The sequence below is a fragment of the Streptomyces sp. NH27 genome (genome assembly GCF_056859195.1).
The window spans coordinates 1-13,577 of the sequence record NZ_JACEGK010000182.1 but is presented as its reverse complement, the minus strand read 5'-3'; the positions used below and the strand labels follow the sequence as shown (position 1 = coordinate 13,577).

At 68.6% G+C, this 13,577-nt stretch carries 17 protein-coding genes; 8 read left to right on the top strand and 9 right to left on the bottom strand.

The window, feature by feature from the left end:
- Positions 1–222 precede the first annotated feature (222 nt).
- The 3 genes from AC13HU_RS16900 to AC13HU_RS16890 are packed head-to-tail and all read left to right on the top strand — an operon-like array spanning position 223 to position 2,222.
- Complete coding sequence (locus tag AC13HU_RS16900; protein ID WP_483042700.1) at positions 223–1,086, top strand: helix-turn-helix domain-containing protein; 864 nt, start codon at positions 223–225, stop codon at positions 1,084–1,086.
- Positions 1,087–1,091: 5 nt separating this feature from the next.
- A complete protein-coding gene (locus AC13HU_RS16895) occupies positions 1,092–1,316 on the top strand; it encodes a DUF397 domain-containing protein (protein WP_483042699.1) in 225 nt (74 codons plus the stop codon).
- Between the two features lie 48 nt (positions 1,317–1,364).
- Positions 1,365–2,222 carry a methionyl-tRNA formyltransferase gene (locus AC13HU_RS16890; protein WP_483042698.1) on the top strand — a complete coding sequence of 286 codons (858 nt, stop codon included), beginning with the start codon at positions 1,365–1,367 and terminating at the stop codon, positions 2,220–2,222.
- Here AC13HU_RS16890 and AC13HU_RS16885 read toward each other — a convergent pair.
- From AC13HU_RS16885 to AC13HU_RS16845, 9 genes are all read right to left on the bottom strand, one after another.
- Positions 2,219–4,507, bottom strand: a complete 2,289-nt coding sequence (locus tag AC13HU_RS16885) for an ATP-binding protein (RefSeq protein ID WP_483042697.1) — start codon at positions 4,505–4,507, stop codon at positions 2,219–2,221. The genes AC13HU_RS16890 and AC13HU_RS16885 overlap by 4 nt on opposite strands.
- A 119-nt stretch (positions 4,508–4,626) precedes the next feature.
- Positions 4,627–5,247, bottom strand: a complete 621-nt coding sequence (locus tag AC13HU_RS16880; protein ID WP_483042696.1) for a DUF6879 family protein — start codon at positions 5,245–5,247, stop codon at positions 4,627–4,629.
- Positions 5,240–5,509, bottom strand: a complete 270-nt coding sequence (locus AC13HU_RS16875; protein WP_483042695.1) for a hypothetical protein — start codon at positions 5,507–5,509, stop codon at positions 5,240–5,242. The genes AC13HU_RS16880 and AC13HU_RS16875 overlap by 8 nt, the downstream gene beginning before the upstream one ends.
- An 87-nt stretch (positions 5,510–5,596) precedes the next feature.
- On the bottom strand, positions 5,597–5,914 hold the full coding sequence (locus tag AC13HU_RS16870; RefSeq protein ID WP_483042694.1) for a hypothetical protein: 318 nt from the start codon (positions 5,912–5,914) through the stop codon (positions 5,597–5,599).
- Between the two features lie 565 nt (positions 5,915–6,479).
- The gene (locus tag AC13HU_RS16865; RefSeq protein ID WP_483042693.1) at positions 6,480–7,331 is read right to left on the bottom strand and encodes an RCC1 domain-containing protein; all 852 of its coding nucleotides are present in this window, start codon (positions 7,329–7,331) and stop codon (positions 6,480–6,482) included.
- A 51-nt stretch (positions 7,332–7,382) separates the two neighbouring features.
- On the bottom strand, positions 7,383–8,018 hold the full coding sequence (locus AC13HU_RS16860) for a hypothetical protein (protein ID WP_483042692.1): 636 nt from the start codon (positions 8,016–8,018) through the stop codon (positions 7,383–7,385).
- 358 nt (positions 8,019–8,376) lie between these two features.
- The gene (locus tag AC13HU_RS16855; RefSeq protein WP_483042691.1) at positions 8,377–8,646 is read right to left on the bottom strand and encodes a type II toxin-antitoxin system RelE family toxin; all 270 of its coding nucleotides are present in this window, start codon (positions 8,644–8,646) and stop codon (positions 8,377–8,379) included.
- Positions 8,643–8,915, bottom strand: coding sequence for a type II toxin-antitoxin system Phd/YefM family antitoxin (locus AC13HU_RS16850; protein WP_483042690.1), 273 nt, complete (start codon positions 8,913–8,915; stop codon positions 8,643–8,645). The genes AC13HU_RS16855 and AC13HU_RS16850 overlap by 4 nt, the downstream gene beginning before the upstream one ends.
- Before the next feature lie 343 nt (positions 8,916–9,258).
- On the bottom strand, positions 9,259–10,218 hold the full coding sequence (locus tag AC13HU_RS16845) for a LysR family transcriptional regulator (RefSeq protein ID WP_483042689.1): 960 nt from the start codon (positions 10,216–10,218) through the stop codon (positions 9,259–9,261).
- Positions 10,219–10,331: 113 nt separating this feature from the next.
- Between AC13HU_RS16845 and AC13HU_RS16840 the strand changes: the two genes are divergently transcribed.
- From AC13HU_RS16840 to rplA, 5 genes are all read left to right on the top strand, one after another.
- Positions 10,332–11,252: a zinc-binding dehydrogenase gene (locus tag AC13HU_RS16840; RefSeq protein ID WP_483042688.1), complete on the top strand. Its 921-nt coding sequence runs from the start codon at positions 10,332–10,334 to the stop codon at positions 11,250–11,252.
- 70 nt (positions 11,253–11,322) lie between these two features.
- Positions 11,323–11,760 carry a nuclear transport factor 2 family protein gene (locus AC13HU_RS16835; RefSeq protein ID WP_483042687.1) on the top strand — a complete coding sequence of 146 codons (438 nt, stop codon included), beginning with the start codon at positions 11,323–11,325 and terminating at the stop codon, positions 11,758–11,760.
- 67 nt (positions 11,761–11,827) lie between these two features.
- The gene (locus AC13HU_RS16830) at positions 11,828–11,959 is read left to right on the top strand and encodes a hypothetical protein (protein ID WP_483042686.1); all 132 of its coding nucleotides are present in this window, start codon (positions 11,828–11,830) and stop codon (positions 11,957–11,959) included.
- A gap of 181 nt (positions 11,960–12,140) precedes the next feature.
- Positions 12,141–12,575 carry a 50S ribosomal protein L11 gene (gene rplK, locus AC13HU_RS16825; RefSeq protein ID WP_483042685.1) on the top strand — a complete coding sequence of 145 codons (435 nt, stop codon included), beginning with the start codon at positions 12,141–12,143 and terminating at the stop codon, positions 12,573–12,575.
- Between the two features lie 109 nt (positions 12,576–12,684).
- Positions 12,685–13,407 (top strand): 50S ribosomal protein L1, encoded by a 723-nt coding sequence (gene rplA / locus AC13HU_RS16820; protein ID WP_483042684.1) that lies wholly within the window; start codon positions 12,685–12,687, stop codon positions 13,405–13,407.
- Positions 13,408–13,577: the final 170 nt, after the last annotated feature.

Sequence of the window (13,577 nt, the reverse complement as noted above, 5' to 3'; positions counted from 1 at the left end):
CGGGGGGAGGGCGGGTGAAGTGGCTTCCGACCAGGGCCGATTGCCCTGACGGCCCTCCAATCGTCCGGCCCCGGAAAACCCGAGAGCAAGCAAGTTCGTAAATTTCGCCCCGAACGGCATATGTGTTGCCGTACGCTCCGAGTGACGGACGGCGGACTGTCCGTTAACGGCTCGGAGCTCTTGCGCCGAACTCGTAGACTCGGAACCTGGGGAGGCAGACTCATGGCGGCACCGACCGGACCCACCGTTCGGCGAATGCAACTCGGCGCGGAACTGCGCCGGTTGCGGGAAAAGGCTCGATTCACCCTCGCGGAGGCGGTCAACGAGCTGGACCTCTCCATCACCAAGCTCTACCGGGTGGAGAACGGCCTGACCGCTCTCAAGTCGACCGCCGAGCTGCGAGTTCTCCTTGAGCGGTACGGAGTTGAGAGCCAGGACGACATCGACTTCCTCGCGGAGATCCACCGGGATTCGTTGAACCGCGGCTGGTGGTCGCAGTACCGCAGTGTGATGCCGTCCGGCATGGCGATGTACGTAGGGCTGGAGACGGGCGCACGCGCGATCCGCGCGTGGCAGCCGAACGTCGTGCTGGGCCTGTTCCAAACCGAGCGCTACGTCAGGGAGATGTTCCTGGCGGCCAAGCCCGTAGAAGAGACCACCACGGAGTTCGTCGAACGCAACATCCGCATTCGGATGGAGCGCAAGGAACGTCTCACCCGAGAGGACGGCCGGCTGGAGGTCTGGGCGATCCTCGACGAGGCCGCACTTCGGCGCGTCATCGGTGGCCCGGACGTCATGCGGGAGCAGTACGAGGAGATCATCCGGCTGACGAAGCTAGATAATGTGACGGTCCAGATCTTGCCGTTGGCCAGCGCCACCTATCGCTCCAGTACCAACTTCATTCTGCTGGACTTGGAGGCGCCAAAGCTCACGGTCGTTCAGTCGGACATGCCTGACGGCTCGAACGTCAGCGACAAAGACACCACGGTCTGGGCGTTCAACCGTAAGTTCGATGCCCTCCGGGCGGGCGCGCTTGCTCCTGGCGAGACGCCGACCTTCCTGCACCGACTAGCCGGAGAGATCTGATCCACATGACGCATCGCACGGCGCCCGACCTCGTAGCCGAAGACGCCTGGTTCAAGTCGTCGTACAGCCAGGAAAACGGCACGGCCTGCATAGAGGTCGCCGACCTCGCCCCCACCAGGCAGGTGGCCGTGCGGGACTCGAAGGACAAGGCCGGCCCGGCCCTGCTCTTCCCGGCGGAGTCGTTCGCCGCGTTCGTGGCCGCCGTCCGCGACGGCAGCTTCGGCGCCTGACCGGACCGATCCGCGGAAGCGGAGCCCGTCGGCCGCTACCATCACCGCGTGGTGAATTCCATGCGGATCGGTCTGCTCTCGTTCGGTGTAGCCGAGTTCGCCGCGCTTCACGAGACCTGCGTGGAACGTGGTCACGAACCCGTCGTCTATGCGTACTCCCGCTCGATGCGGCCCAGGACGGCCACGGACGAGGACGCAGGCGCGGTGGTGGGGCGGATCACTGCCGCGCTGCCCGCCGGGACGGATCTGCTGCTGCCCGGCAGCGCGCAGGGCCTGGGTGCCGCGCTGCGCGGATACGGGCTGGATCTCGTCGTCTGCTACGGCTTCTCGTGGCGGCTGCCGCGCTCCGTATTGGACATCCCACGCTACGGCGTGCTGAACATCCACAGTTCGATGCTGCCCAAGTACCGTGGCCCCGCTCCGGTGTTGTGGGCGATCAGGAACGGGGACCCGCACCTCGGCGTGAGCGTGCACCGTATGAACGAGGAGTTCGACGCCGGTCCCGTGCTCGCCCAGCAGGACGGCGTTCCGATCCCGGACGACGCCACCCAGGAGGCGCTGTGGACCGATCTGGCACCGGTGGTCCGCGGGCTGCTCGCCTCTGCCTTGGACCGTGCGCCGGACCCGTCGGCCGGCGAACCGCAGGCGGCGGTCGGCGGGAGCTACGCGGGGCTGTTGGAGCCCGAGTTCTTCGTGGTCGACCCGGCGAAGGCAGCACGCGAGGTGCACAACCAGGTGCGGACCTTCCGGTTCATGGGCGCGGGTCGCGGTCCGGTCGCCACCGTCGACGGCCGTCGGTTGAAGGTGCTGCGTACCAGCCTCACCCCGGCCGACGGCCTCCGCCTGGACTGTGCCGACGGTCCCGTGTGGATCACGTCGTCGGAACCGGTGCCGGACGACAACTAGTCCTCGATCCTCCTCATCCGCGGTCCATCGGCGCCGAGTTGCCGCGCTACGCGGTCGGTCAGCATCACCGCCAGCGGGTCGTCGAACGGAGCGAGCAGGCGCAGCGCCTCCAGCCGAGCGGCGCGGGCATCCGCGTGTTCGCCGAGGGAGCCGAGTGCGCCGGACAGATGCTCCAGCGCGTTCGCCAACTGCCAGTCGGTGTCGAGGCCGCGGTAGATCGTGACGGCCCGGCGGTGCAGCTTCGCCGCCTCCTCGGGACGGCCGAGCGCCTGGTGCGCCCGGCCCGCTCCATCCAGCGCGGCGGCTTCGCGGGCGGCGTCGCCCAGGCGGTGCTGGACGGCGGCGGACTCCAGAAACAGCCGTCGGGCCTCTTGCGGTTCGCCCCGCGCCTGCTCCACCCGCGCCGACTCTGTGAGCCAGTGGCCTCGCCACACCTGATTGTCCTCTTCGCGGGCGATCGACAAGGCGGCGCTGATCGCCTGCCCGGCCGAGACGACGTCGCCCGACCCGCGGCGTGCCCAGCTCAGCAGGTACAGCGCGTTGCCCCCGCCTGAGTGGTCTTCGAGGCTGCGGAAGTCGGTCAACGCCCGCTCGACGATCTGCCCTGCCTTCTCGTAGCGGCCCAACTCGCACAAAGTCTCTGCCAGGTTGCTCCGCATCAGCGCCGTCCAGCGTCGGTCGCCGAGCTCGCGGAAGATCTTCGTACCGTCCTCGAATCGGTCTTTGGCCTCGTCCAACCGGCGGCGGCGCAGTGCGAGCAGGCCCAGGGCGTTGATCGATACGCCGGTGCTGTACTGATCGCCCAGACGACGGCGAATGGCGAGGGCAGAGCGGTGACACTCCTCGGCCTCGTCCAGCCGCAAGGCTTGGAAGGACGCTTTGCCGAGGTTTTCCAGTGCCTCCGCCTGCCCTGCCTCCTCTCCGGCATGCACGGCGGCTGCAACGCCGATCCGGGCCGTCGCCGTCCAGTCGTCGAACGCGTTCTGGTGCATGTAGACGGCGCGTAGCACCACCGCGAGGCGCCAGGCCACCTCGGGGTGTCCGTCTTTGGCCGCGGTCCGGGTGGCGCTGACGAGATTGGCGCTTTCCGTGCGGTACCAGCTGAACGCCGACTCGTACCGGTCGAAGGCGAGCGTCCCTGCTGGTGCCGGGACGCGCTGGTCGAGGACGTAGCTGTCATACGGTGCGATGACACGCCCGGCTGCGCACGCAGTGTGGAGGTACCACGCGAGGCAGCGCCCGAGAACCGCTGCCCGTTCCTGCTCGCTCTCCTCCCGCCGGACCTGCTCGGCCGCGTAGTCCCGCAGCAGGTCGTGGAACTCGTAGCGGTCGGGCGGTCGCCGTTCCAGCATGTGGGCGCGGACCAGGACATCCAACAGGGCGCGTGCCTGCGGTGGTTCAAGCCCAGTCAGGATTGCGACGGCCGGAACGTCGAACTGGTTTCCCGGATGCAGACCGAGCAGCCTGAACAGTCGGGCTGCGGAGTCCGGCAGGGCCCGGTAGGACCACTCGAAGACACTGCGCATGGCGCCGGACCCTTCCTCGTCCTCGGCCGTCAGAACATTCCATCGCGCCGTCAGGTCTCGCAGTCCGCTGACCAGCTCTCCGAGTGCCGTCGACGGCCGGACCGCTGCGCGTTCGGCGGCGATACGCAACGCCAGGGGAAGTCCGGCACACAGCCGCGCCAACTCCGCCAGGTCGGCCCGGCGATCCCGACGCCGGTATTCGGCGGTGGCGGCGCGTAGCAGTGCGACGGAGTCTGCTGGCGACAGCGTCGTGATCTCCATCCTCAGCGCGCCTTGGAGGGCGACCAGACCGGACAGGTCGTCCCGGCTGGTGACGACGACAAGGCAGCCCACGGACGCGGGAAGCAGCGAACGGACTTGTGCGCTGTTCGTGGCGTTGTCGAGGACGATGAGGACGCTCCGGTTTTCCAGGACCGTACGGAACAGGGCCTCTCTGCGCTCCCGGCCGACCGGTACCCGCTCGGCGGGTATGCCAAGGTCTTCGAGGAAGCGGCCCAGAATCTCCGTCGGCGGCGCGGGAGTGCCCGCGGTGTAGCCGCGCAGGTCGGCGTAGAGTTCGCCGGCCGGAAAGCGTGGCCGGACGGTATGGGCCCAGTGCAGCGCGAGTGAGGTCTTGCCGACGCCGGCCGAGCCGGTGATGACCGCAATCGGCACGACGTGCGGCTCGTCCCGGACCTCCGACACGAGCCTGTCCAGGCGCGCCAGCTCCCGGTCGCGGTTGACGAAGTGCCGGATATCACCGTGGAGTTGGTGGGGCACCAGGGCTGGGGCAACTGGGCTCTGGTGGAAGTGCACCCCGCCGTGCACGTCTCTGGCCTGGACTACTTCTCCCGCCGAGGCCGAGTCCTCGAACCGGTTGACGTGCTCAGCCCCGTCGTTCATCCCCGGGGCTGAGCCGGCGGGGGCGGCAGGGTCGCCACGTGTTCGTGGAACCAGCCCGACAGCGGTTCGCCGGCGTCGTAGAGGCTCGCGATGAACTGCTGGCAGCGCAGCACGAGTTGGGGATCGGTGAACTTGCGCCCGGCCGCCAGGGCGCCCTGGCTGTCGTAGACCGCCTCGTACAGCACGTCGGTTCCGAGCGTGTAGATCTCCGGGAGGGGGCCGTCCGCCTCGAATCGGGCGACGTGGGCGGCGTCGAGGACGCGGATCGGGCCGCCGCTCTCGTCGCGCACCCGCAACGCGTGCAGTTCCCACTGCAGATAGTCGGTGAGGGGCTCTTCGATCACCCGGACCCGGCGGGCCGCGAAGCCGTGCTGGTCGATCTTGCGGTGATACTGCGTCAGGTCGGCCCGGCCCGCTTCCAGGAGGCGCAGCGACTCGTCCCAGTCGCCGCGGGCGAACGCCTCCCAACTGTCGTTGCCGGGTTCTCTGAAGGTCTGCTGCCGCTCCAGCTTCCAGAACCCCAGGTCGCCGCTGTTCCAGAAGTGCTTCTCGACATCGGCGAACAAGGCGTCGAGGGACAGGCTCTCGCCGACCGCGTCACCGAGCGGGCTAGGCATCCGGAATGTCCGACTTGGCGGCGAGAACGGTCGCGCGGGGGATGATGACCAGCCGCTCCGTATGATCGACGCTCACGTCGTCCGGCAGCCGGCCCTCGTAGCGGTCGGTGAGATCCGCTCCGATGACAGCGAAGTCGCCGTTGTCCAGTTCCCACATGTCGGGGCAACCGGTATTGCCCGAGGTCTGCCCCAGTTCGCGCGACGACTTCCCCAGTCGTCGTGTGAACGACGCCATGGGATCCGGCTCCCATCGTTCGGTCATGTGTGCCTCCGCCCGCCCCGTTCCCCCGGCACGCGCCGGGGTGTCGGCGAGAGCCAGGCTATCGCGCAGCGTGGTCGACCGGACGGGTTACGTCACCGTTTTGCGCCACCCGTGGGGCGGTGCATCGGGCGCCTTCGCGACGATTTCCTTGCGGAGTTGGGGACGCTGTCCGACGGTGGCCCCTTCGAGGTCGTCGACCACTGGTGGACGCAGGTCGTGGTGGACGCGGCCACCGACGAGCAAGGCCGGCACGCCGCGCTGGATTTCGCGGACCTGGCGGTGTCGCTGCGCATCCTGAGCGACGGGCGGGCTCCGGTGCCCAAGGCCGAGGTTGAGGCCCTGATCGAATACGCGATGCGACAAGGCCGGTGGGCCCATCCTGACGACACGGCGTCGTCGTTCCATGCAGGTGATGGGGCGATGCCAGTGGATGGTCGGCTTTGTCGTCGAGAGGGTCGGTTCACAGTGAGGCGTAGTACAAGGCCAGGGCCGACCTCCGTGGGAGTGAGGAACGCCACTTCGCCGAGCATCAAGTCGGTCAGGTGCGTTCCGACGCAGATTTGAGTGCCGCCGGTCGTTGTCAGTCGCACCCCACACATCGCGAAGGTGACTGGTCAAGAGCGCGGGCCCGTGCTCAAGACGTGGTTCGTCCTCGGCGGGAACATCGAGAAGCCGCGTCACGGCCCGCAGGCGTTGCCCAAGGAGGCGGCCGGCCAAACGATGGTTGTCGGGAAGGTAATAGTGAATGTTGCCGGGGATGAGCCAGTCAGGGTGGAACCGACGTCCCAAGGGTCGATCCTCCAACTATCACGCGTTGGTTGTGGGCAGCGGTGGGCAGCGGTGGACGTGGGCCTGCCTGCCGCATCGGTCGTTCGACCAGCACGGTCGGTCTTAAAGACTGGAATCAGAACGAGGTCTCTGGGGCTCGTGAATGATGGCATGTCAGTTCACGTTGGCGCAGCCCGGATGCCTATGGAAGCTGGACTCCGGACCAGGCATCGACTTCGCACCGTCTGTCGGCATTGTTCCCTGCGGTCACGACTGTGCCGTTGGCGCGCAGGCCAAGGGTGTGCGTTGAACCGGCCGCCACGGCGACAATGTCGCGCCAATCGCCGACTTCGCACTGTCCGTAGCTGTTGTCTCCCGCTGCGAGGACCCGTCCGGACGCAGTGACCCCGACGGTGTGGTAGCTGCCCGCGCCGAGCGCCACCACGTCTTCCCACTCATCGACCTCGCACGCCCCGGTTGCCCGGTCTCCGGTCGCTACTGCCCGCCCGCCGGCTCTGAGGCCGACGGTATGGAGATACCCGGCCGAAATGGCGGCTAGGTCACGCCACCCTTCAACGGCACACTGCCGTCGTCGGTTGTTCCCCGCGGCCAGTGCGGAACCGTCCGACCGGACGCCGACCGAGTGCCAGTCACCACACGAGAGGACGACCATCTCGCGCCAGGACTGCACGTCGCACTGTCCTTCTGAACTCCGGCCAACTGCTAGCACGCGGCCATTCGCGAGTAGCCCGAGCGTGCGGCGCCAGCCTGCGGATACGGCCGTGACGCCTCGCCATCCGGCGACATCACATTGCCCATCGCCATTCCACCCCGTTGCCAGCACCGTGCCGTCCGACCGGAGTCCCACCGTATGAGACCTGCCCGTGTTCGTCGCGGTATGGACGTTGCCGGCTGCCACCGCGACGACGTCTTCCCACCGCTCGACACGACATTCAGCGGCTGCGGTATTGCCCACAGCGAGAACGGTTCCATCCCAGCGCCGTCCGACCGAATGACGCCTTCCGGCCGCCAGCGCCGACGGGTTAGCGAGCATTCCGCCTCCTTGTGCTTGGCGCGAGTTCGCGACATGGGATTCCACCTTACTTTAGTCGACGTCTTCGGTGTGGACTGTCGACCAGCGCATGCCGTTGACCAGGTGCTCCAGATATTCCGCGTTGCGCACCGTCACGGTGATGTCCTTGTAAGGCTTCTCGTCGAATGAGCGGGTGCGTGTCAGCATCCATGGCCGCCAGTCGGACAGATCGGCTTCGCCCTCCAGTTCGGCAAGTTCCTCGCGATCCTGCTCATCCCACGGCTCTTCCGCGTCTTCGAGTGCCGCAACCTCACTCCAGAGTGGCAGGTTGCGGATGGGGCCGGTGCTGTAGGTGGTCACGATTTCGGCGGCTCGTCGGCAGAGCTCTTCGGGGTCGTTCCGACCATCGACATAGCGGGAGATTCCGTCGTGCCCCGAGCCATAGCCCAGTTGTCCGTACACGGCTTTCGCCGTGCGCCTGGGCCTGAGCACGGTCTTGCCGTCATCTGTCAGCAGATATCCGTCTTCGCTGACTCGTATCTTCTTACCTCCGAAAATGTCGTGGAGCTCGGAAAACTCCTCCCTCATCCGCATGCCGGCCACGATCTCCTTGCCCCGCTCCGCGGAAAAGGGATACCGATCCGGACGCTTGGGCATGCCGCCGCCGTCACGGAGAAAGCCGTTCGCGAGAAGGAACCATGCGTCCATCAGCTGAGCGCCAGCGGAAAGGAGGCATGCTCAGGGACGAACGGGACGTCAGGATTGATGAGGTGCACCCTTCCGCGGAGTGTGCGTCCCTCAACAGCGTCGATGGACACGGCGAAGATATCGGTCACCACGGGCCCTTTCGGTCGGAAAGCGGTGGTCGACGACGATCACCGCAGAGCCAGGACGGTAGCCATCCCCACTGACAGCAATTCCCGCCCAGTAAAAGGTGGGTGGATCCGCCCGCCCCTTTTGGCCGGCCGTGAACCCGGAGCCGCCGGAGAGCAGCGAACTCGGCGGGTATTGCCCGAGGTCTGCCCCGGTTCGTGCGACCACCGCATCGGCGCCGGACGGCCCGCTGTCAGATGGCGCGGTAGACGTCGCGTCGGTCGCCCACCTTGACGACGAGGATGATGAGTTCGCCGTCCTCGATCTGGTAGGCGACCCGGTAGTTGCCGACGCGGAGCCGATAGAGCCCCGACGGACCGGTGAGCTTCTTGATGTCGGCGTCCTCGCGGTAAGGATCGTCGCCGAGCATGGTCAGCGCGGTCAGGATGCGCATCGCGGCGGGCCGGTCGATGGCCCGAAGCTGACGTTGTGCCGCTGCGGTGAAGCGGAACGCGTACTTCACGCCGCGCCGTCGGTGCGCTCGGTGAACAGGTCTGCCAGCAGTTCGGCCATGCTCACCGTCGGGCCGCCCTGGGCCAGGACCGCTTCCGCCTCCCGGGCCAGCAGCACGTCGGCTGCTTCTTCCAAAGCGTTGAAGTCGGCGATCGGCACCACTGCCGCTACGGGCTCGCCGTTACGGGTGATGACGGTAGGCGTGCCTTCTTCGGCGTGGTTGATGTGGTCCGCAAGGTGCGCGCGGGCTTCCCGTACGGTCACAGTGTTCTCAGCCATGGCGTAAGTGTACGCGCATCCGTGTACACGGCCTGGGGTGTGCGTGAACGCCGACCGGACGAGCGCGGGGCTCGCAGGACGAGGCCGGCCTGGCCCTGCTCTTCCGGGCGGAGTCGTTCGCCGCGTTCGTGGCCGCCGTCCGTGGCGGCGGCTTCGGCGTGTGACCGGGCAGATCCTCCGCTAGGTGAGCCAATTAGGCTCTAGATAAAGCTCTTTTGCTCTAAAGTGCGTGCCGTGCTGTGGCGGTCATCCGCCCGTTCGGCCGCGTTGATCCGCGTGGCGGGTCCGGCGGGCCAGGGGCCGTGGGGGGAACCGGTGGCGGGCAAAAGGGCGAGCCCGCGCGTCATTCCCGCGCCGGACTCGCGAGTTTCGCGTGGTCCGCGTCCGGGAGCCAGTCCCGCTCGGGTGCGTAGTCCAACCAGCGCCGGGTGCGGCCCGCTTCCGTGAAGCCGCGCAGCAGGGCGTCGAGTTGGGCGTGGCGGTGGGACTCGCGCCAGGCGAGCGACCAGGCGTACAGCGGGGTCGGCGCGGTGAGCGGGATGGAGCGCAGACCTGCGTGGTCGGGGAGCGGCGCGTCGCTGGGGAAGAGCGTGAAGCACGTCGCGTCACCGCGAATGTGCTGGACGAGGTGGTCGAGGCCCAGGTTGGGGCCGTCCTGGCGGCGGGGGAGCCCGAACTCGTCGGCGAAGCGCCGCAGGAAGTCGAGGCGGGTCAGCTCGGCCGGGCACCACAGGGTGCTGTCGCGCAGGTCGGCCGGGCGCAGTTCGTGCGCGTCGGCCAGCGGGTGGCTGGCGCTGACCACCGCGTCGACGGGCTCCAGGCGGACGAGCCGCTGGGCGAGGCCCGCGTCGCGCCCGCCGGGCAGCGGGTGCAGCCGGCCGAAACCCAGGTCGGTGTCACCACGCAGTAGCGCGTCCGCGACCGACGGCCAGTCACGTGCCGGGCCGGGCTCCAATCGCACCGTGGCGAGCGCCTCCACCGCCTGCGCGACGGTGCGCATCGGCGCGTACAGATGGCCCCATACGTCGATACGTACGACCGGCCCGGCACCCAGCGCCGCCGCGATCGCGCGCTCACCCGCCGCGAGGGCCTCGCGCGCGGCCGGTTCGAATCGCGCACCGGCCTCGGTCAACCGGGTGCCGCCCTCCCGTTCGAAGAGCCGAACGGTGAGCAGCGACTCCAGGCGCGCGATGCGCTTCGAGAGCGCCTGCTGGCTGGTGTCGAGCTGTTCGGCGGCGCGCCCGAAGTGCAGTGTCTCGGCGGTCGCGACGAACGCACGAACCAGGGCGAGGTCGAGGTCCATGCCGCTGACCGTAGGCGACAACCCCGCGTTGTCGGTCGGGGGGCTCCGTTGTTGGCCCGGCCACCGCCTCACCCGCTGAGATGTACTCAGTCGCAGCCAAGGAGGCAAAAACGATGAAAGCCCTGATACCGACCGGAGATCCCGCCGAGCCGGTCGTGCTCGCCGACGTTCCCGAGCCGACGCCGCGCGCCGACGAGGCGCTCGTGAGGGTGGAGGCGTTCTCGGTCAACCGGGGCGAGACGTTCAAGCTGGAGGCGCCCGCGCCCGGCGAACGGCCCGGCAAGGACATCGCGGGGCTCGTGGTGCAGCCGGCCGCCGACGGGAGCGGGCCGACCGGCATCGCGCGCGTCGTCGGCCATCCGATGGCGGGCGGCTGGGCGGAATTCGTGGCGGTGCCGACCAACGCCCTCGCGGTCCTGCCGGACACCGTCTCCGCACTCCAGGGCGCGGCGCTGCCGCTCGCCGGGCTCACCGCGCTGCGGCTGCTGCGTGCGGCCGGGCCCGTGCTGGGGCGGCGCGTGCTGCTGACCGGCGCGTCAGGGGGAGTTGGGCACTACGTGACCGAACTCGCGGCCGCCGCCGGGGCGGAGGTCACCGCCGTGACCCGGGACGCGGAACGCGGGGCCCGGCTCACCGAACTCGGCGCGGCCGAGATCGTCCACCAACCGGCCGACGCACGCGGACCGTACGACGTCGTGCTGGAGTCGACCGGCGGTACGGCGCTTTCCGTGGCCCTCGCGCGGCTCGCGAAGCGTGGCACGCTCATCTGGTTCGGCCAGGCCAGCCGGACCCCGGCGACGCTCGACTTCTTCGACTTCTTCAACGGGCCCGAGTCGGCCGTCATCCGCCACTTCCACTACCTCGACGCGGACAGCGGCCTCGGCGACGACCTGGCGGCGCTCGTCCGGCTGACCGCCGAAGGCCGCCTGCACCCCGAGATCGGACGCGTCGCGGACTGGTCCGACACCGCGACCACCCTCACCGATCTGAGCGACCGCCGTATCCGCGGCAAGGCCGTGCTCACCGTCTCCTGAGCGACCACACCATCTCCTGAGCAACCGAATCCCCGAAACGACCAGCAGAACCAACCGAAGGAGTTCGATCATGACCGCGATCACCGAGCCCAGGGCCGTCGTCATCCGCTACGTCGAGGCCGTCCGCGACGGCGACGCCGACGTCATCCGCGAGAGCTTCGCCGAGGACGCGACCTGGCACTACCCGGGCGATCTGCCGATCTCGAAGGTGTGGCACGGCCGCGACGCGATCGTCAACGACTTCCTGGGCGGCATGGGGCCGATCCTCGTCCCCGGCACGATGAAGGTCGAGCTGGTCAGCACGATCGCCGAGGGCGACCGCGTGGTCGCCGAGTGGACCTCGCAGGCGCAGACCGTGTACGGCGGCACGTACGACAACCGCTGTATCGGGATCTACACGGTCCGCGACGGCCGGATCAGCTCCGTCATCGAGTACGCGGACACCCGGCACGTGGCGGCGACCCTCTTCCCGGAGCAGGCCGGCCCCGAGTCCGCCGGCGCCGTGTGAGGGCGCTACGGCTCTACGCTCTACGGCTCTACGAGAACAGGGCCTGCCCGGCGGCGGCATCCGCATCGTGGCCGAGCCGGCCGACCGGCTCGGCGTGGGGCCGCGCCCGCCGATGCCGAAGTCACTCGGCGCGGGAGCCGGTCCGGAGGATCTGGCGCGGAACGCCGACCGTTACCTGGCGGAGGGCTTCGGCGAGTGATCATCGTGGACACCGGGCCGCTGGTGGCGCTCACGTTTCAGGGCCCTCTCGGGGGTCGGGTGAAGCTTCTCCGCACGCCGCGGTGACCTGACGATTTCAGGGCGCGGCCAGATACCCGCTATCGTGGTGCGGTATGCCTGCTCGCAGGCATGAACACTCTCAACAAGACCCGGAGAGAGCAATGCCTCCCAAGAAGAAGAAGGTCACGGGGCTGATCAAGCTCCAGATCAACGCCGGTGCGGCCAACCCGGCGCCGCCGGTCGGCCCCGCACTGGGCCAGCACGGCGTGAACATCATGGAGTTCTGCAAGGCCTACAACGCGGCCACCGAGTCGCAGCGCGGCATGGTGGTCCCGGTGGAGATCACGGTCTACGAGGACCGTACCTTCACGTTCATCACCAAGACCCCGCCGGCCGCGAAGCTCATCCTGAAGGCCGCGGGCGTGGACAAGGGCTCCGGCGAGCCCCACGTCAAGAAGGTCGCCTCGCTCAGCCGTGAGCAGGTGCGGGAGATCGCCACCACGAAGCTCCCCGACCTGAACGCGAACGACCTGGACGCCGCGGAGAAGATCATCGCGGGTACGGCTCGTTCCATGGGCATCACCGTCCAGGGCTGACGCCTCGCGACCAGGTGCGGGCCGACGTGCCGACCTGGAGCACCCCGGCAGTGAGTGGAAGGGCCTGCTCGGCTCGGACCACGACTCCAAGACAACGTAGGAGCAGCAAGTGAGCAAGCGCAGCAAGTCTCTCCGCGCTGCGGACGCCAGGATCGACCGGGAGCGCGTGTACGCGCCTCTGGAGGCCGTCCGTCTCGCCAAGGAGACCGCGACCACCAAGTTCGACTCGACCGTCGAGGTCGCCTTCCGCCTGGGTGTCGACCCGCGCAAGGCCGACCAGATGGTCCGTGGCACCGTGAACCTTCCGCACGGCACCGGCAAGACCGCCCGGGTCCTGGTCTTCGCGACCGGTGACCGTGCTGCGGCCGCGGAAGCCGCGGGAGCCGACATCGTCGGCTCCGACGAACTGATCGACGAGGTGTCGAAGGGCCGGCTCGACTTCGACGCCGTCGTCGCCACCCCGGACCTGATGGGCAAGGTCGGCCGGCTGGGCCGTGTGCTCGGCCCGCGTGGTCTGATGCCGAACCCGAAGACCGGTACGGTCACCCCGGACGTGGCGAAGGCGGTCACGGACATCAAGGGCGGCAAGATCGAGTTCCGCGTCGACAAGCACTCGAACCTGCACTTCATCATCGGCAAGGTCTCGTTCGACGACACCAAGCTGGTGGAGAACTACGCGGCGGCGCTGGAAGAGGTCCTGCGCCTCAAGCCGTCCGCGGCGAAGGGTCGTTACATCAAGAAGGCGGCGCTCTCCACCACGATGGGCTCGGGCATCCCGCTCGACTCGAACCGCACCCGCAACCTCCTCACCGAGGAGGACGCCGCCGTCTGACGGCAGCGCGGTACGCGGTAGCCGGGTTCCCGCCCGACCGCACCAAGGCACCACCAAGGCACCACAACGGCGCCCCGCTTTCCCCGGTATCCCCGGGCGGAGCGGGGCGTCCGCCGTTTACAGTGGGGCGCTCGCCCGTGACGCAGGGGCACGGGGGCAGGGGACAACCA